This window comes from Streptomyces sp. NRRL B-3229, assembly GCF_000719505.1.
Lineage (GTDB): Bacteria > Actinomycetota > Actinomycetes > Streptomycetales > Streptomycetaceae > Streptomyces > Streptomyces griseorubiginosus.
In genome coordinates this window covers 115,947-133,066 of sequence record NZ_JOGP01000002.1, presented here as the reverse complement: position 1 = coordinate 133,066, position 17,120 = coordinate 115,947, and the positions used below count along the sequence as shown (strand labels likewise).

Annotated in this window: 14 protein-coding genes; 5 read left to right on the top strand and 9 right to left on the bottom strand. The window is 70.9% G+C overall.

Features of this window, described 5'->3' with window-relative positions:
• Positions 1-26 precede the first annotated feature (26 nt).
• The gene (locus IF54_RS0103550) at positions 27-1,388 is read right to left on the bottom strand and encodes a glycoside hydrolase family 26 protein (protein WP_030314367.1); all 1,362 of its coding nucleotides are present in this window, start codon (positions 1,386-1,388) and stop codon (positions 27-29) included.
• A 148-nt stretch (positions 1,389-1,536) separates the two neighbouring features.
• Here IF54_RS0103550 and IF54_RS0103545 point away from each other — a divergent pair, with 148 nt between their 5' ends.
• Entirely contained in the window at positions 1,537-2,874 is a 1,338-nt protein-coding gene (locus tag IF54_RS0103545; RefSeq protein ID WP_030314365.1) for a hypothetical protein, read from the top strand.
• A gap of 60 nt (positions 2,875-2,934) precedes the next feature.
• Here IF54_RS0103545 and IF54_RS44030 read toward each other — a convergent pair whose 3' ends face one another.
• The 3 genes from IF54_RS44030 to IF54_RS0103530 all read right to left on the bottom strand — a co-directional run bounded on the left by IF54_RS44030 (position 2,935) and on the right by IF54_RS0103530 (position 4,837).
• The gene (locus tag IF54_RS44030) at positions 2,935-3,828 is read right to left on the bottom strand and encodes a chaplin (protein WP_037819227.1); all 894 of its coding nucleotides are present in this window, start codon (positions 3,826-3,828) and stop codon (positions 2,935-2,937) included.
• A 105-nt stretch (positions 3,829-3,933) separates the two neighbouring features.
• Positions 3,934-4,185, bottom strand: coding sequence for a chaplin (locus IF54_RS0103535; protein WP_199821174.1), 252 nt, complete (start codon positions 4,183-4,185; stop codon positions 3,934-3,936).
• A gap of 235 nt (positions 4,186-4,420) precedes the next feature.
• Entirely contained in the window at positions 4,421-4,837 is a 417-nt protein-coding gene (locus IF54_RS0103530) for a rodlin (RefSeq protein ID WP_030314355.1), read from the bottom strand.
• Positions 4,838-5,086: 249 nt separating this feature from the next.
• Here IF54_RS0103530 and IF54_RS0103525 point away from each other — a divergent pair, with 249 nt between their 5' ends.
• The 3 genes from IF54_RS0103525 (at position 5,087) to IF54_RS0103515 (ending at position 7,157) form a co-directional block, all read left to right on the top strand.
• Positions 5,087-5,488 carry a rodlin gene (locus tag IF54_RS0103525; protein WP_030314353.1) on the top strand — a complete coding sequence of 134 codons (402 nt, stop codon included), beginning with the start codon at positions 5,087-5,089 and terminating at the stop codon, positions 5,486-5,488.
• 107 nt (positions 5,489-5,595) lie between these two features.
• The gene (locus tag IF54_RS0103520; protein ID WP_037819224.1) at positions 5,596-6,621 is read left to right on the top strand and encodes an LCP family protein; all 1,026 of its coding nucleotides are present in this window, start codon (positions 5,596-5,598) and stop codon (positions 6,619-6,621) included.
• A gap of 125 nt (positions 6,622-6,746) precedes the next feature.
• Complete coding sequence (locus IF54_RS0103515) at positions 6,747-7,157, top strand: rodlin (RefSeq protein ID WP_030314346.1); 411 nt, start codon at positions 6,747-6,749, stop codon at positions 7,155-7,157.
• An 83-nt stretch (positions 7,158-7,240) separates the two neighbouring features.
• Here the strand turns inward: IF54_RS0103515 and IF54_RS0103510 are convergent, their stop codons facing one another.
• From IF54_RS0103510 to IF54_RS0103490, 5 genes are all read right to left on the bottom strand, one after another.
• Positions 7,241-9,151: an AMP-dependent synthetase/ligase gene (locus tag IF54_RS0103510; RefSeq protein WP_030314344.1), complete on the bottom strand. Its 1,911-nt coding sequence runs from the start codon at positions 9,149-9,151 to the stop codon at positions 7,241-7,243.
• A 72-nt stretch (positions 9,152-9,223) separates the two neighbouring features.
• On the bottom strand, positions 9,224-10,756 hold the full coding sequence (locus IF54_RS0103505) for a vWA domain-containing protein (RefSeq protein WP_030314341.1): 1,533 nt from the start codon (positions 10,754-10,756) through the stop codon (positions 9,224-9,226).
• A gap of 147 nt (positions 10,757-10,903) precedes the next feature.
• Positions 10,904-11,767: an ABC transporter permease gene (locus tag IF54_RS0103500; RefSeq protein ID WP_030314339.1), complete on the bottom strand. Its 864-nt coding sequence runs from the start codon at positions 11,765-11,767 to the stop codon at positions 10,904-10,906.
• Positions 11,764-14,397: an alpha/beta fold hydrolase gene (locus IF54_RS0103495; RefSeq protein WP_030314337.1), complete on the bottom strand. Its 2,634-nt coding sequence runs from the start codon at positions 14,395-14,397 to the stop codon at positions 11,764-11,766. The genes IF54_RS0103500 and IF54_RS0103495 overlap by 4 nt, the downstream gene beginning before the upstream one ends.
• A 239-nt stretch (positions 14,398-14,636) precedes the next feature.
• Complete coding sequence (locus IF54_RS0103490; protein WP_030314335.1) at positions 14,637-16,028, bottom strand: APC family permease; 1,392 nt, start codon at positions 16,026-16,028, stop codon at positions 14,637-14,639.
• A 202-nt stretch (positions 16,029-16,230) separates the two neighbouring features.
• On the opposite strand from IF54_RS0103490, the gene IF54_RS0103485 reads away from it, so the two are divergent.
• Positions 16,231-17,070: a hypothetical protein gene (locus IF54_RS0103485; RefSeq protein WP_030314333.1), complete on the top strand. Its 840-nt coding sequence runs from the start codon at positions 16,231-16,233 to the stop codon at positions 17,068-17,070.
• Positions 17,071-17,120 lie beyond the last annotated feature (50 nt).

Below are 17,120 nucleotides of genomic sequence, written 5' to 3'. Positions count from 1 at the left end.
GGGCCTGCCGCCGCCGGCGGGTGCGGCTAGCGGTTGCGCGAGTACCAGTCGAAGCGCAGGCACAGCTTCCCGCCGAGCCAGTACTCCACCCAGTCGCCCAGTTGCAGCGGCGAGCAGCTGGGCGGGGTCGTCGGGGTGGGCGGCTTCGTGGGCTCGGTGGTGGGCGGGGTGGTCGGCGGTGCCGTCGGCTCGGTGGGCTTGGTCGGCTCGGTGGTCGGTTCCGTGGTCGGCTCACCGGTCCGGCCGAACAGCACCGAACGGTAGACCTCGGACGACTTCGGGTTGTCCGAGCACTGCCACACACCGTGCGGGCAGTAGTCGGTCAACGTGTTGTACAGCGGCTTGTGCTCGTCCATCCAGGCGAGCATGCGTTTCATGTACTCGGGATTGTCCCCGTTGCGGAAAAGCCCCCATTCGGGATAGGAGATGGGCTTTCCGTGGGCCTTCGCGAAATCGACGTGCTCCTGGAGGCCGTAGGGCTCCTTGATCTGCTGGTCGAAAGTGATTCCCGACGGCTGGTCGTAGGAATCCATGCCGATGATGTCGACGGTGTCGTCACCCGGATAGCACTGGGTCCACGGAACGGCGTCCCGGCCGCGCGTCGGATTGAAGTCGAACTTGAACTTCTGGCCCGGGACCGACCGCATGGTGGTGACGATCCTGTTCCAGTACTTCTTCCAGGACTCCGGGTCCGGACCGCAACGATGGGAGTACGTGGTGCCGTTCATCTCCCAGCCGAGCACGATCACCGTGTCCGGCACCTTCAGGTCGACCAGACGCTTCGCGAGGACGCGGTAGTGCTCGTCGAACTGACCGGCCGCGGCCCGGCGCAGCAGAAAGCGGACCTGCTGGTCGGAGAGGCGGTCCTCGTTGCGCTCCATCATCGGCACGTTGAGGACGAACATCCGGTCGGCGCGCTTGGTGCGCCAGTCGGCCCACGCCTCCAGGAAGTCGGGCCTGCCCTCGATGTTGCTCCAGCGGTCACCGGGCAGATAGGTGTGCCCGACGCGCAGGTCGGCGTTGCCCAGCCAGCGGCTGAGCTCGGTCATCCGGGAGACACCGTCGGGGCCGTAGTCGAGATAGGCGCCGAAGGCGGGGACCTCCCCGGGCATGACGGGTTCCACCGGCTTCACCGGCACCACCGGGGTGACGGGCGCCGGGGTGACAGGGACCGGAGTGACGGGATCCGGGGTGATCGCCGGTGCGGGCGTCACGGCGGGAACCGGCGGGACCTCGGGAACCGGGGTGACCGCGGAGGCCGGAGCGGGTGGATCTCCGACCGCCCCCACGGCGAAACCCGGGCCCGACGCCAGGGCGGCCGACGCGGCCACTGTCACCGCGATGAACGCCAGCCGTCCGGTACGAGCCCGTCTGTGCTGTGAGTCCATTCCTGCTCCTTTCTCCACTCTCGCGCTTTCCGGACACTTCTCCGACTAACTGACACTCAGTCATATCAATATGAATTCCGCCACCGTGCCTACGGCTTTCGAGTGCTGCGATGGTCCGCACGAGTGAACCGACCCGAAGGAATGGCCCGTGTCGCTGTTCGACACCCGAGTCCCCGCCGTGCTGTTGCGGATCGACCGGAACCCCTTTCACCACGGCACGCTGGGTGCCGTGCGTTCGCTCGGCAGGGCGGGCGTGGACGTGCACGTCGTCGCCGACTGCGCGGGAAGTCCGGTGCGCACGTCCCGCTTCGTGCGGCAGCTGCATCCCGCGCCGCCGCCGGGGGCGTCCCCCGGTGACATCGCCGCCGTGCTGCGCCGCGTGGCCGCCCGGATCCCGCACCCGGCCGTGCTGATCCCCATGGACGACGCGAGCGCCGTCGCGGTGGGCACGCTGGGCGAGGAGCTGGCCCCCTCCTATCTGCTGCCGCAGCAGCCTGGCCCGCTCGCCGAACGGCTGGCGGACAAGGCGGAACTGGCCGAGGTGTGCGCGGCCGTGGGCGTGCCGCATCCGGTGACGCTGGTCCCCCAGAGCGCCGGGGAGGCGGACGCGATGGCCTGGCGGCTCGGGCCGCCGGTGGTCGCCAAGTGGAGCCGGCCCTGGCTGCTGCCGACGGAGGGCGGGCTGCGCAGCACGGTGGTGGTGCGCTCGCCGCAGGAGGCCCGCGAGCTGTATCTGCGGTCCGAGGAGGCGGGGAGCCGGCTGCTGCTCCAGGAGTTCCTGCCGCCGCAGCCGGACGGCGACTGGTTCTTCCACGGGTACGCCGACCGCGGCGGTGCCCTGCGTGCGGGCGGCAGCGGTGTCAAGGAGCAGTCCTGGCCGCGCGGTGCGGGGCTGACCGCGGTGGGCCACTGGCGGCCCGATCCGCGGGTGCGGGTGCTCGCCGAGCGGCTGACCGGCGCGCTGGGCTACCGCGGCATCCTGGACCTCGACTTCCGGCGCCACGGCACGAACGGCGACTTCCACCTGCTGGACTTCAACCCGCGGCCCGGCGCGCAGTTCCGGCTCTTCACCGACAGCGCCGGCCTGGACGTCGTCCGCGCGCTGCACCTGGACCTGACCCACCGGCCGCTGCCGGACGGGGTGGCGCTGCCCGGGCGGGCGTTCGTGGTGGAGAACTACGCGCCGCTGGCGGCGCTGCGTCCGGCGCCGGCGCGGCGGGAGTTCGCGTGGCACGCGGCGGACGACCGCAGGCCCGGGTGGGCGATGTGGGCGCTGTGGGCCCGGCATGTGTCCCGCCGGCTGCTCGAACGGGTGCGCCGGATGGGCGCGCGGCGCGGGCAGCCGGCGGCCGCACAGGTGGTCCGCCAGGGGACGGCGCCCGTGGCGTCCCTGACCGACCTGCCCCGGCTGACCGAGCGGACGGGACCAGGCGGTCTCCCCGGACTCTCGGACCTGCCCGGTGACGAGAGGGCGAGCAGCCGCTGAGGCACGGCCGCCGACGGGCGCGGGTGCCGGGTCGGGGCGGCCCGGCACCCGGTGCCGGTCCTAACGGCGGGACGCGGCCCGGCCTCGTCGGTACAGGACGGCTCCGGCCACGATCAGCGCGGCGCTGACACCCGACGCGGCCAGCATGGCCTCACCGCTGCTGCCGGTGTGCGGCAGGTGCGGAGGGGTGCTGGGCGGGGTGGTGGTCGGAGGCGTGTGCGGGGGCGACGTCATGGGGGGCGTGTGCGGAGGCGACGTCACGGGGGGCGTGTGCGGAGGCGACGTCACGGGGGGCGTGTGCGGGGGCTTCGTCGTCGGCGGAGTGTGCGGGGGCGTGTGGGGAGGGGTGTGCGGGGGCGTGTGCGGCGGCGTCGTCGTGGGCGGAGTGCCCGGCGTCGTCGGCGGAGTGTGGGGAGGCGTGTGCGGCGGCGTGTGCGGAGGCTTCGTCGTCGGCGGAGTGTGCGGGGGCGTGTGAGGTGGGGTGTGCGGGGGCGTATGCGGAGGCGTGTGCGGTGGGGTGTGGGGAGGTGTGTGCGGGGGCTTTGTCGGGGGGGTGTGAGGGGGCTTCGTCGGGGGCGGGGTCTCCCCGCAGTCGCCGCCGTGGCTGCCGTAGCCGCCCTCGGTGTCGCAGTCGTCGCCGCCGTAGCCGTGGTCGTCCCCGCGGGAGGCGTGACGGCCCTGGGGGCCGTGGGAACCGGCCTTGTGCGGGGCCGGGGCGTTCGCGCAGGAGTTGCCGAACGCGGGGTCGAGGGCGGCGATCACGTCCACGGAGTCACCGCAGGCGTTGAGCGGCACCTCCAGCGGCGCCTTCGCGGTGTTGCCGGACAGCACGCCCGCCGAGTCCTTGGCTGCCCCGCCCGCGTGCGATTCGGCGATCGCGGGACCGCCGCACAGGGACAGAATGCTCGTCGCGGCGGCGGCCGCGACCATTCCCTTGCTCAGTGTCTGGCGCAATCTCGTTGTCTTCCTGCTCGAAGAAATGGGAAAAGCCGGCCCCGAACGACTGGAAGACGTCCGGGGCCGGCCCTGGCACAGCCGGGCGGCTGGCGGTTTACGTCGTCAGCCGTTGACGCACGAGTTGCCGATGGCCGGGTTCAGCAGGCCGATGACGTTCACGGTGTTGCCGCACACGTTGATCGGCACGTGCACCGGAATCTGGACCAGGTTGCCGGAGAGGACACCCGGGGAGCCGATCGCGGCACCCTGGGCACCGGCGTCGGCGAAGGCCGGGGCGGCCATGCCGAGGGCCATGATCGCGCCCGCGACGACAGCAGCGGTCTTCTTCATGAGGTTTCCCTTCTCTGCGGTCATGCCTGAAGTGACGGTAGAAACCGGGCGAGCGCATTCGGGACGGCTCGCACCATGACCGGCAGGCTGTAGAACGAGGGATAGACAGCGAAGGAAACTACGGAACGTGTGTCGCCGGGTAATTCACTCGAACGCCTTCAAGGAAACACTTCATCCGAGCAACGCGAAAAGAAATTGACGGTGTATCAGCAACGAAAAACGCCCGGGCCGTGGCCCGGGCGTTTTCGAAGCGGGGGATTCAGCTGCCGACGGCGCCGTTGCCCGACAGGGCGGAGACGTCGTCCAGGATGTGCGACAGCGGCTCGTCGCCCTTGGCCTGGGTGCTGTTCTCGGCGCACTGCTGGTTCTGCGGGGCCGACAGGATCGGCACGTCCTGCGCGACACCGACGGCGGCGATGACGCCGACGATGCCCTGGAGGTTCGCCTTCGCCGGCAGGCCGACGCAGAGCTTGTTCAGCGAGCCCTGGACCAGCGTGGCCTGCGGGCTCATGTCACCCTTGGTCACCTGGTTGCCGAACGCGCTGTGGGCACCGTTGCCGCTGGCCGACGTGGTGCCGTGGTCGTTGCCGATGGCAAGCGCCTGGGGGGCCACCGCCGCCGAGGCACCGACGACGGACGCGGCGACCGCCGCCACGGCCATTGCCTTCTTCAGCATTTCGCTTTCCTTTCCTGGGACACGCCTCCTGGGACATGTCCCCGGGGACGAGACGCACTGTTCCTGCTTCCGCATCAACCTGTGGCACCCGGATTGGTTTCGACCCGTCACCCGAATGGCGCTGCCGCGGCGCGAAATTCCCCCGAGCACCTTTGGGCCATCGGAGTGAATGACAGCAACCAAGCCGCGCCGGGGCGAGTTGTCCAGGGCGCTCCGGTGGTCGGGGTTTCTCCAGAAGGGAATCAGCAAGTGATCAAGAAGGTTCTGGCTTCCGCCGCGGTCGCCGCTTCCATCGTGGGTGCCGCCTCCCCCGCCATGGCCATCGGCAACGACCACGGCACCACGTCCGCCAGCGGCAACGGTGCCTCGCAGTCGTTCGGCAACTCGGCCACCTACGGCAACATGAGCCCGCAGATGGCGCTCATCCAGGGTTCGCTGAACAAGCCCTGCATCGGTCTGCCCGCGAAGGTGAACCTCCAGGGTCTCGTCGGCCTCGCCGCCGTCGGTGTCCTCCAGGACGTGCCGATCCTGTCGGCCCCGCAGAACCAGCAGTGTGTCGAGAACAGCACCCAGGCCAAGGGCGACGAGCCGCTGTCGCACATCCTGGACGACATCTCGGCCCTGTCCGGCAACGGCGCCGCGCACAGCTGAGCCGTCGTGCACCGCGGGCCGATGAGCCCTGGGGCTGGTTTCTGAGCCCCCGTCAGCGGGCCGCCGTACCACCGGCGGTCCGCTGACCTATTTTGCGTCGCGTGACGATGAAGAGAACCCTTTCCTCGGTCGTCCTGGCGACCTCCGCCCTGCTGCTCGCGGGCGCCGTCCTCCCTGGCCGGACCGACCCTGTCCGCACCGCCCACGCGGGGCACGGCACGAACATCCTGGTGATGGGAACGGACGGCCGGGACACCATCTCCGCCGCCGAGAAGCGCGAGTTCCACGCCGGTGGCTTCGCCTGCGACTGCACGGACGTCCTGATGGTGGTCCATGTCTCGGCCCGCCAGGACCGCGTCAGCGTGGTGGCCCTGCCGCGCGACTCCTACGCCGACATCCCGCCCCACCGCGACGAGGGCACCGGCGAGCAGCTGCCGACGCGTCCCTCGAAGATCAACGGCGCGTACGCCGAGGGCGGCCCCCGACTCACCGTCGCCACCGTCGAGTCGATGACCGGGCTGAACATCGACCACTACCTCCAGCTGGACTTCCGGCGCTTCATCGACGGCGTCGACAAGGTCGGCGGAGTCGAGGTGTGCACCGCACGGCGCCTTCAGGACAAGGCCACCAAGCTGGATCTGAAGCCCGGCAAACACCGGCTGAAGGGCGGCCCGGCGCTCCAGTACGTCCGGTCGCGGAAGGTGGACCAGGCGGCGGACCTCGGGCGGATCCAGCGGCAGCAGCGCTTCCTGGTGCAGGCGCTGCGCGGGCTCCAGGCGAAACGGCTGCTGACCGACCCGGTGAAGACCACCGCCCTCGTGCGCACCCTGCTGGGGTCCGGCCAGGTCGAGCAGGGCTTCACGGCCGGGGACCTGGTGGAGCTGGCGGCCGCGCTGCACAAGGTGCAGGCGAAGAACACGGAGTTCGCGACGGTGCCGGTCGCCGGGTTCAACCCGACCCGGCCGGACATCGGTTCCACGCTGGCCTGGGACAAGGCGCAGGCGGGCGCGATGTTCAAGACGCTGCGCGAGGACCGGCCGCTGCTCAAGGCGGGCACAAATCCGAAGCCGTACGACCCGCCCCGCCTGATGCATGCCGTCACCGTGCGCGGGAGTGCTTACGCCTGCGCATGAGGGGCGCTTACGGGTTCCGGTCGCGCGCTGGGCCAATCGGGGCAAAGAGCGCAACCCCGGCCGGGGGTCGGGCGTTGACGATCATGCAGCTCCTCCCCGGAGTCCGCTTTTCGAAGGGAATGAACATGAAGAAGCTGTGGGCAACCGCGGCTGTTGCCGCGTCCGTCGCCGGTGTCGCGGCCGCGGCCGCCCCCCAGGCGCTCGCCATCGGCAACGACAGCGGCACCACGTCCGCCAGTGGCAACGGCGCCTCGCAGGAGTTCGGCAACTCGGCCACGTTCGGCGACATGAGCCCGCAGCTCTCGCTGGTCCAGGGCTCGCTGAACAAGCCCTGTGTCGGTCTGCCGGCCAAGCTGAACGCCCAGGGTCTCGTCGGCCTCGTCGCCGTCGGTGTCCTCCAGGACGTGCCGGTCCTGTCGGCCCCGCAGAACCAGCAGTGTGTCGAGAACTCCACCCAGGCCAAGGGCGACGAGCCGCTGTCGCACATCCTGGACGACATCTCGGCCCTGTCGGGCAACGGCGCCGTCGGCAGCTGAGGCTCCCCGCTCCGCCGGAACGGCGGGCCACCGGTTCTCGGGTGGCCCGCCGTTTTCGTGTGTCCGGGCGCCGCGAGGATGCCTCACTTCCGGTAGATGGCCTCGATGTCCTCCGCGTACGCCGCCGTCACCGTGTGCCGTTTGACCTTCAGGGACGGGGTGAGCATGCCGTTGTCCTCGGTGAACTCCCCCTCGACCAGGCGGAAGGCGCGGATCGACTCGGCGCGGGAGACGGCCGCGTTGGCGTGGTCGACGGCCTTCTGGAGGTCGGCGTGCAGCCGTTCGTCCTTGGCGAGTTCGGCGTGCGGGGTGTCGGCGGGCAGGCCCCGGACGGAGAGCCAGTGGGTCATCGCCTCGGGGTCCAGGGTGATCAGGGCGGCGACGAAGGGGCGGTTGTCGCCGACGACGAGGCACTGGCCGACCGGGGCCCGGCTGCGCAGCCGGTCCTCCAGGACCGCCGGGGAGACGTTCTTGCCGCCGGAGGTGACGAGGAGGTCCTTCTTGCGGCCGGTGATGGTGAGGTAGCCGTCCTCGTCGAGGGCGCCGAGGTCGCCGGTGGCGAACCAGTCGTCCTTGAGGACGGCGTCGGTGGCCTCGGGGTTGTGCCAGTAGGCGCCGAAGACGACTCCGCCCTTGATCAGGACCTCGCCGTCGTCGGCGATGCGGATCGCGGTGCCGGGGATCGGCTGGCCGACCGTGCCGGGGCGGGGGCTGAGCGGCGGGACGATGGTGGCTGCGGCACTGGTCTCGGTGAGGCCGTAGCCCTCGTAGATGATGATGCCGGCGGCGGCGAAGAACAGGTTGAGGTCGCGGTCGAGGGGCGAGCCGCCGCTGATGGCGTAGCTCATGCGGCCGCCGAGTTCCTTGCGGATCCGGCGGTACACGAGCAGGTCGTACAGGCCCCAGGCGGCGTAGAGGCCGGGTCCCGGTCCCTTGCCGCGGCCGAGGAACTTGTTCAGATAGGCCTGGCCGAAGCGGACGGCGACGCGGTGGGCGCGGTCGAAGGAGGCGGCGCGGCCCATCTTCTCGGCGGTGGCGCGGCCGGTGGCGTGGATCTTCTCGAAGAGGTACGGGACGCCGACGAGGAAGGTCGGGCGGAACTCCCTGAGCGCGGGCCGCAGTTCGTCGGGCTTGATGCTCGGGCAGTGGCCGATCTCGATGCGGGCCATCAGACAGGCGATCTGGAGGGTGCGGCCCATGATGTGGGCGAGCGGGAGGAAGAGCAGGGTGGCGGCGGTCCGGTCGGTGACCTCCTTGAAGATGGGGTGCAGCAGCTCGACGGTGTTGGCGGCCTCGGCGTGCAGGTTGGCGTGGGTGAGGACGCAGCCCTTGGGGCGGCCGGTGGTGCCGGAGGTGTAGCAGATCGTGGCGATGGTCTCGGGGGTGAGGGCGGCGCGGCGCTTGGTGACCTCGTCGTCGGGGATGTCGTGCCCGAGGGCGGTGAGTTCGTCGAGGGCCGCTGAATCCACCTGCCAGATCCGGGGCTTGACCTGGTGGTCCGAGGTGCCGGTGGTGACGGTCGCCGCGTTCTCGGCGTTCTCGGTGACGACATGGCGGGCGCCCGAGTCCCGGACGATCCACTCCACCTGCTCGGCCGAGGAGGTGGAGTAGACCGGGACCGTCTGACCGCCCGCCGCCCAGATCGCGAAGTCGAGGACCGTCCACTCGTAGCGGGTGCGGGACATCACCGCGACCCGGCCGCCGGGTTCGAGCCCCGCCGCGATCAACCCCTTGGCCACGGCGGTGACTTCGCGGGCGAAGGCGGCGGCCGTGACGGGGCTCCAGGTGTCCCCTTCCTTGCGGCGCAGGACCACCGTGTCGGGGGCCTCGGCCGCGTTGGTGAAGGGGAGGTCGGCGATGCTGCCGGTGGTAGGGGGCGGGGCGAGGGGCGGTGTGCGGGCCTCCCGTACGACACCGTTCTCGTCCTTGACGACCTCGACCGCGGTCCGGCCCGCCAGGTGTCTCGCCCTCTTCAGGTCCTTGCGTACGCCCATGCTGGCTCCCCGGTCGGCTCCGACTGGGCCGCTAACTTACCCCCAAGTAAGAAAAGGTCAATGGGTCCGGCGTCAGTCCGTGAGGTGCCGGGCCCGGCCGATGGTGGCGGCGAGTTCGCGGACCGCGCTGTCGTCGGTGCGGTCACCCAATTCGTCCGCCCAGTCCGCGAGTTCCCTCATGGACGGCCGGCCCGGCAGGCGCTGGTCGGTGTACGTGTCGCGCAGGGCGTCGGCGAAGTAGGCGGCGACCGCGTCGACCTGGAAGCGGGGGTTCGCCTCGCGCAGGGTGTCGTCGAAGGTCTCCAGCTCGGCGGACCGCTCGTGCGGGGCCCTGGTCTCGGGGTCCTGCCAGCGGACGGTCGCGGTGGCCAGGTGGCCCTCGGCGCCGGGCCTGGTGCGGACCGCGTAGAGGGCGGTGACGGTGTGGCCGGGGCCGACCTCGCCGCCGTCCACGCGGTCGTCGCGGAAGTCGTCGTCGGCTACGCGGCGGTCGTCGTAGCCGATCAGGCGGAACTGCTCGACGGTCCGCGGGTCGAAGGCGACCTGGGCCTTGGCGTCGCGGGCCGTGAGGTCGATGTTCTCCGGGAGCTGTTCGCAGAAGACCTTCTCGGCGTCGTCGGCGCCGGAGACGTAGACGGTGTGGCCGTCGCCCTTGTCGGCGAGGCGTTCCATGAGGGCGTCGCCGTAGTCGCTGCCGACGCCCACGCCGAAGAGGGTGATGCCGTGTTCGCGGCGGGCGGTGTCGATGCGGTCGAGGATGGAGTCGGGGTCGGTGTCGCCGTCGTTGGCGAGGGCGTCGGAGATGAGGACGACCCGGTTGGTGGCGCCCTCGCGCAGGCCCTTGACCGCCGTGCGGTAGCCGGTCTCGACGCCCGCGCCGAGGTTGGTGGAGTACGTCGGCTCCAGGCCGTCGATCGCCCGGTGGACGCGGTCGCGGTGGCCGCCGAGGCGGGTCATCGGCAGGACCGTCTCGGCCTCGTCGCTGAAGGTGACGATCGCGACCGAGTCGTCGTCGTGGAGGCGGTTCGTCATGGTGTCGAGGGAGCGCTGGGCGAGGTCGAGGCGGCCGGGTTCGGCCATGGAGCCGGAGATGTCGATGACGAAGGTCAGGGCGGCCGGCGGGCGTTCGTCCGCGTCGTCCTCGGCGTTCCTGGTGGCCAGGCCCACCCGGATGAGGGACCAGTCGTCCTGGTCGGTGCGGGCGCCGTCGACGGTGACCGTGAAGCCGTTGCCGTCGGGGCGGTCGTAGTCCTGGCGGAAGCTGTTGACGAACTCCTCGGGACGGATCGTCGCGGGGTCGGGGCGGCGGCCCTCGGCGAGGGTGCGGCGGGCATAGCCGTAGGAGGCGGTGTCGACGTCGAGGGCGAAGGTGGAGAGATAGTCGGGTGCCTTGGGCTCCGGGGAATCGAGGTCGCGGGACTCCTCGGAGTTCTGTTCGCCCTCGGGCCGGTCCGGGGCCGGGAAGGCCGAGCCGTACGAGCCGCCCCTGGAGCCGTCGGTGCTGCTCCTGCCTCCGTCGTCCTCTCCCCCGGCGCAGCCGGTGAGCAGCAGGCCTCCCGCCAGTGCGAGGGCGAGCATCACCTGTCGTGTCCGCTGTCGCTCCATCGTCCGTACCCCCTGGGCCTGTTGACGTCGGCTTCTGCGACTGTGACGGGCCGGGGGGCCGGAACGTGCGCTACGGAGCGTTGCGGATGGATATCGAAGGGGGCACGAACACGGCCCGTCGAGACCGGTGGGTGACCCTCCGTTGACCTAGGAGACCACGTCCTTGCGGGCGAAACCCCGGAAGGCCAGGGCGAACAGCACCAGGGCCAGCGTTATCGACAGGGAGGTGCCCTGGATCATGTCGGACCACTCCAGCTTCGGCTGGACGGCGTCCAGCCAGGCGTACTGCCAGTGCGCGGGCAGGAAGTCGCGCCAGTCGCCGAGGGCGGTCACCTGGTCCAGCACGTTGCCGACGATGGTGAGGCCGACCGCGCCGCCGACCGCGCCGAGGGGGGCGTCGGTGCGGGTGGAGAGCCAGAACGCGAGGGCCGCGGTGACGAGTTGGGAGACGAAGATGTATGCCACCGTGATCAGCAGGCGTTGGGTCGCGGTGCCCGCCGGCATCGAGCCGCCGGTGGGGAGCTGCAACGGGCCCCAGCCGTAGGCGATCGTGCCGACCGCGAGGGCGACCAGCGGGAGAAGCAGCATCGCGGCGAGGCTCAGGGTGAGGCCGACGGCGAGCTTCGACCACAGCAGCCGGGCCCTGGGCACCGGGGCCGCGAGCAGATAGCGCAGGGAGGACCAGTTGGCCTCCGAGGCGACGGTGTCCCCGCAGAACAGTGCGACGGGGATGACCAGCAGGAAGCCCGCGGAGGCGAAGAGGTTCACCGCGGCGAAGTTCGCCCCGGACACGGTCGCGGTGTCCATCAGGCTGACCTGGTTGGTGCCCGAGTCCGGTCCGCCGCCCAGCTGGAAGGCGATGAGGAGGACGAAGGGCAGCGCGACGAGGATGCCGAACATGACGAGGGTGCGGCGGCGCTTCAACTGCCGTACCAGCTCTACCCGGACCGGCAGGGTGCGGCCCGCGCGGTAGCCGTCGGCCACCTCGGCGCGGTCGGTGACCGTGCTCATGCGGAGTCTCCGATCAGGGTGAGGAAGGCGTCTTCGAGGCGGCGGTGGGGACCCACCGAGGTCACGGGGACCTCCAGCCGGACGAGTTCGGTGACGAGGCGCTGGGCTGTGCCGTCCGCGTCGAGCCGTACGAGCAGGCCGTCGTCGGTGGTGACGGCGGAGGCCACGCCGGGCAGGGCAGCGACCTTCTCCGCGACCGGTTCCTCGACGGGTACGGCGGTGCCGACCAGGAGGGTGTCGCCGGAGCCGACGATCTCGCCGACCGGGCCCGCCTGGACCAGCCGGCCGTGGTCCATGACGACGAGGTGGGTGCAGGACTGCTCGACCTCCGAGAGGAGGTGGCTGGAGACGATGACCGTGCGGCCGGCCGCCGCGTAGCGGATCATCACCTCACGCATCTCGCGGATCTGCGGCGGGTCGAGGCCGTTGGTGGGTTCGTCGAGGATGAGCAGGTCCGGCATGCCCAGCATGGCCTGGGCGATGGCCAGGCGCTGGCGCATGCCCTGGGAGTAGGTGCGCACCGCGCGGGCCAGGGCGTCGCCGAGGCCGGCGATCTCCAGGGCCTCCTCCATGTGGGCGTCCTCGGGCGGGCGGCCGGTGGCCCGCCAGTACAGCTCCAGGTTCTCCTGGCCCGACAGGTGCGGGAGGAAGCCGGCGCCCTCGACGAAGGCGCCGACGCGGGAGAGGACGGGGGCGCCGGGGGCGATGGCGTGACCGAAGACGCGGATCTCGCCGCCGTCCGGCTTGATCAGGCCCATCAGCATGCGCAGGGTGGTGGTCTTGCCCGCGCCGTTCGGGCCGAGCAGGCCGAGGACCTGGCCCTTCTCGACACGGAAGGAGAGGTCGCGGACCGCGTACCGGTCGGCGGACTTGGCGTACCGCTTGCTCAGGCCGCTGATCTGGAGCGGGACTTCGGTGAGTTCCGGCTCGGGGGCGGCGGGGGCCACGGAACGGCGGCGACCCGTCGTCACGAGGACCAGCGCGAGCACGGCGCCCGCGAGGGGCAGCCACCACACCCAGGCGGGCAGCGGGGCCCGGGTGTTCTTCTCGCTGAGCGCGGTGGGGACGTGGAGGTCGCTCTTGAGGGAGACGGTGTACGTGGCCGGGGTCGTCGGGGAGGCGTAGCCGAGGTCCGTGGAGGCGAGGACGAGCCTGAGGCGGTGGCCGTCGTCGATCTCGTGGTCGATGGCCGGGAGGGTGATCGTGACGTCCTTGCCGGCCTTCGCGCCCTCGACCCTGATGGGCTCGACGAGTTGGGAGGGCAGGGTCTGCCGGCCGTCGCGGCCAGGGGAGACGTCGTACACCTTGGCGAAGAGGACCGCGTCGTCGCTGGTCGACTTCACATGGACGGTGACGGTCGGCGAACCGGTGATCTGGAGGTCGTCCTTGACCGGGGCCGACTCGAACGCGGCGTACTGGCCAGGGAAGTCGAGGGAGACGCCGACTCCGAGGGAGGAGAGCTGGGCGAGGCCACCTGCGCTGCCGAGCCCGGGGAGGGCCGAGACGGCGGGCGGGCTGGCGCCGGCCGGGTTGACGAAGTCCTGCTCGCGTCCGGTCAGGGCGATCCTTTGCTCGTCGCTCTCCAGGCCGGGGTAGGTGTCGGCGGTGACTCCGGTGAGGCGGGGTTCGCCGTCGCCGGTGCCGGTGCCGAGGGTGCGGGTGACGCGGAAGGCGGGGCCGGTGTCGGCGCTCTTGTCGTCCTTGAGATAGCGGTCGAACCAGGACGCGGTCCGCGACTGGACGCGGCTCGTCTCCAGGTCGCCGCCGTCGTGGCCGCCCGCGATCCAGTCGACGTCGACGGGGGCGCCGTTGGCTCGGATCGCCTTCGCGGCGGCGTCGGACTGGTCCAGGGGGAACAGGGAGTCCGTCTGGCCCTGGATCAGCAGGGTGGGGACCTTGATGTCCTTGGCCACGGCCGACGGGGAGCGTTCCTCCAGCATCTTCTCGGCGCTCGCGTCCGGGGTGCCGGACTGGGCGACGCGCTGGTACATCGCGCAGATCTGCGGCTCGAACTTGGCGCAGCCGCCCGCGGAGTTGACGAAGATGCCGGCCCAGAGCTTCTTGAAGACGCCGTTCGGGAAGAGGGCGTCCGAAAGGTTCCAGTACGTGATCTCGGGCGCGATGGCGTCCACGCGGTCGTCGTGGCCGGCGGCGAGCAGGGAGATCGCGCCGCCGTAGCTCGCGCCGGTCACGCCGACGCGGGGGTCGCCGGGCTTGTCGAGCTGGACCTGCGGTTGCCTCGCCAGCCAGTCGATCAGCTTGCTGACGTCCTTGACCTCGGCGCCGGGGTCGTTGAGGCCGACCTTGCCGGTGGACCTGCCGAAGCCTCTCGCCGACCAGGTGAGGACCGCGTAGCCGTCTCTGGCCAGGGCTTGTGCCTGTGGGCGTACGTCGTTCTTGCTGCCGCCGAAGCCGTGGCCCATGAGGACCGCGGGGCGCCTCTCGGTGCCGTTCGTCGTGAAGTACGAGGTGTCTATGCGGACGCCGTCGATCGACATGATCTGGTCCGCGCGGTGCACCGGGGGTGGGTCGTCGGAAGCGGCGGCCGTCCACGTCCCGGCTGCGGCGAGGACGACGACGGAGGCCGCGGCGGCGATCCACCGTGGCCTCCGGAGGCGTCGAAGATCCATGTTTCAACGGTACGGGGTGAAACTGTCGGGGACGTGTCGACCTGGGGCTGAACTCCTCGCCATCCTGGGGGTGGATGGGGGTGTGCGGCGTACAGCGGGTGCGGTACGGCTACGAGCTCGGGAGGTCCTGCTTTGGGCCGTCTGCTGCGCCGTCGGGGCTGGTCGCGCCCACGCGGCGGAGCCGCACATCGATACAGCCCCGCGCCTCTTTTCACCCCTGCGGGGCGATCAAGGGGCGATCAGTCCTGCGGAATCGAGACCAGCCACCTCGTGGCCCTTCTCGGGCGGAGGTACAGGGCCCAGTACAGGGTCGCCGCTGCTGTGATTCCGCCCGTCCACAGCAGGTACTCCGGCTCCTGCTGGGTCAGGATGTACGTCAGGACCGCTATCAGGAGGACCGGCATCGCGGGCCACAGGGGCATGCGCCAGGCCGGGGTGTGGCGGTGGTGGTTGCGGCGGGACAAGAGGGCCGCCACTGCCACCAGGAGGTACATGCCCGTCACCGAGACGCCCGTGACGCCGTACAGCGTGTCCAGGTTCACGAAGCACAGGGCCGCTCCCGGGATGCCCACCGCGAGGGTGGCGACCCACGGGGAGCCGAAACGGCCGAGCTTCGCGAAGACGGTGTTGACCGGGGAGGGCCAGGCCTTGTCCCGTGCCGAGGCGAACAGGACCCGGGAGTTCTGGATGACCATGACGATGCCCGCGTTGATGATCGCCAGGGCGACGCACAGGCTGACGAAGGTGCCGACCGCGGAGTCGGACCACGCCGTGACCATGGTGCCGATGTCGCCGCCGGTCAGCTCGGTCAGGTCGGAGGCACCCAGGGTGATCGCCACCACCGGGACCAGGATGATCACGGTGGAGATGGCGAGGGTGGCCAGCACCGTGCGGGCCACGTTGCGGCGGGGGTTCTCCAGTTCCTCGGAGAGGTAGACGGCCGTCGAGAAGCCCTGGGTGACGAAGAGGGCGATGGCCAGGCCGGAGACCACCAGCATGGCCGTCACCGTGTCCGCGTGGCCGTGCGCGCCCGCCACCTGCATGGACAGGAGGCTGCTCGGGCCGCGTTGCGCGTGGGTGAAGCCGAGGAGGGCCACCACGGCCGCCGCGATCACCTCGAGGACCAGGAAGACGCCCGTGATCCACGCGTTGGCGCGCAGGTCGAGGAGGCCGGCGAGGGTGGCCAGGAGCATGACTCCGGCGCCCGCGACGGACGGGTCCAGGTGGATCACCGGGGCCAGGTAGTCGGCCGTGCCCATCGCGATCACCGGCGGGACGATCATCACGACCAGGAGGGACAGCACGAAGACGAGCCAGCCCGCGAGGCGTCCGGCCAGCGTGGAGACCATCGCGTACTCGCCGCCGGCGCTCGGGATGAGGGTGCCGAGCTCCGAGTAGCAGAACGCCACGGCGATGCAGAGGAGGGAGCCGATGGCGATCGTCAGGGCGGTGGCGGTCCCGAGTGTGCCGAAGAGGTCCGGGACCACCACGAAGAGGGTGGACGCCGGGGTGACGCACGACAGGGTGAGGAGGGTGCCGCCGACCACGCCGATGGAGCGGTTGAGCGTGGCGTGGCCGTGCTCCGGCGCCTGGGCGCCGACGGTGTCGGCGGGGCGGAGGGTGTCGGTCATGGTGCTGCATGGAACCCCGACGAAAACCAACACGTCAATAGGTGGCTTGCTGCGAAATCCGTAGATCGAGAGCTGCCTGATTGGCGAATATGGCAGTTTCGCGGTACGGATTCCGCGTTTTCCGGGATGCGGGAATCGCAGTGGCAGGGTGAAAAAACGTGCCGCTAAAGTCGCAGCTCACTGATCATTCACAGGGGGGCACATGAAGCTCAAGTACACCGCTGCCTGGGTGGGGTTCACGGCGGCGGCGATGGTCGCGGTCTCGGCCTGCGGCTCGGAGGGCGTGAGGAAGGCCGTCGACGTCGCCGACAGGACGGACGCGATCATGGCGGCGCTCGCGCGGGCCACCGACCGGACGGAGAACCTGGGCTCCGCCGAGGTGAGGATATCCACCGCGACCAGCACGGGTGCGGCTCCGATCACCATGGAGGGCACCTACTCCTGGGGCGGCGGCTACGCCTTCGACGTCGACATGGACACGAAGGCCGCCCAGATGCAGCAGCTCCAGCACGCCCCGACCACGCGCATGCTGTTCGTGGACGGCGCCTACTACTACGACGTCGACCCGCAGCCCTCCGGCCCGCTCAAGGGCAAGGAGTGGATGAAGGTCGACGCGTCGGCCGTCTTCGGCGAGAAGGGCGCGCAGGCGTTCAACGGGGCCGGCGGCGGGAGCCCGGCGGCCTCCATGAAGGGCCTCAAGTACGCGAAGAACGTCGAGGACCTCGGCAAGGAGACCGTCGACGGGCGGAGCACGACCCACTACCGGGCGCGGCTCGACCAGGCCCAGCTGGGCAAGCTCAAGGACGCCTACGGCGACCAGGACACCCTCTCCGGCGCGGTCACCGGTGGAGCCTCCTCGATGACCATGGACGTCTGGGTCGGGGGCGACGACCTGCCGGTGCGGCTGAAGCAGAAGATCGGCGCGATGACCGTGACCATGGACTTCGAGAAGTTCGGGAGGACGGCCGTCGTGAAGGCCCCGCCGGCGGCCGAGACCGGTGACGTGACCAAGGTCGTCAAGGACGCCACCGGCAAGCAGTGAGCAGAGCCGGGCGCCGGACACGCACGCGCGTGCCCGGCGCCCGGACGGGC

What these genes read in the sequence shown, in the direction of transcription:
- IF54_RS0103550 (WP_030314367.1), bottom strand. Translation starts at nt 1,388, where the DNA reads ATGGACTCACAGCACAGACGGGCTCGTACCGGACGGCTGGCGTTCATC.
- IF54_RS0103535 (WP_199821174.1), bottom strand. Translation starts at nt 4,185, where the DNA reads ATGACCGCAGAGAAGGGAAACCTCATGAAGAAGACCGCTGCTGTCGTC.
- IF54_RS0103530 (WP_030314355.1), bottom strand. Translation starts at nt 4,837, where the DNA reads ATGCTGAAGAAGGCAATGGCCGTGGCGGCGGTCGCCGCGTCCGTCGTC.
- IF54_RS0103520 (WP_037819224.1), top strand. Translation starts at nt 5,596, where the DNA reads ATGAAGAGAACCCTTTCCTCGGTCGTCCTGGCGACCTCCGCCCTGCTG.
- IF54_RS0103515 (WP_030314346.1), top strand. Translation starts at nt 6,747, where the DNA reads ATGAAGAAGCTGTGGGCAACCGCGGCTGTTGCCGCGTCCGTCGCCGGT.
- IF54_RS0103510 (WP_030314344.1), bottom strand. Translation starts at nt 9,151, where the DNA reads ATGGGCGTACGCAAGGACCTGAAGAGGGCGAGACACCTGGCGGGCCGG.
- IF54_RS0103505 (WP_030314341.1), bottom strand. Translation starts at nt 10,756, where the DNA reads ATGGAGCGACAGCGGACACGACAGGTGATGCTCGCCCTCGCACTGGCG.
- IF54_RS0103500 (WP_030314339.1), bottom strand. Translation starts at nt 11,767, where the DNA reads ATGAGCACGGTCACCGACCGCGCCGAGGTGGCCGACGGCTACCGCGCG.
- IF54_RS0103495 (WP_030314337.1), bottom strand. Translation starts at nt 14,397, where the DNA reads ATGGATCTTCGACGCCTCCGGAGGCCACGGTGGATCGCCGCCGCGGCC.
- IF54_RS0103490 (WP_030314335.1), bottom strand. Translation starts at nt 16,028, where the DNA reads ATGACCGACACCCTCCGCCCCGCCGACACCGTCGGCGCCCAGGCGCCG.
- IF54_RS0103485 (WP_030314333.1), top strand. Translation starts at nt 16,231, where the DNA reads ATGAAGCTCAAGTACACCGCTGCCTGGGTGGGGTTCACGGCGGCGGCG.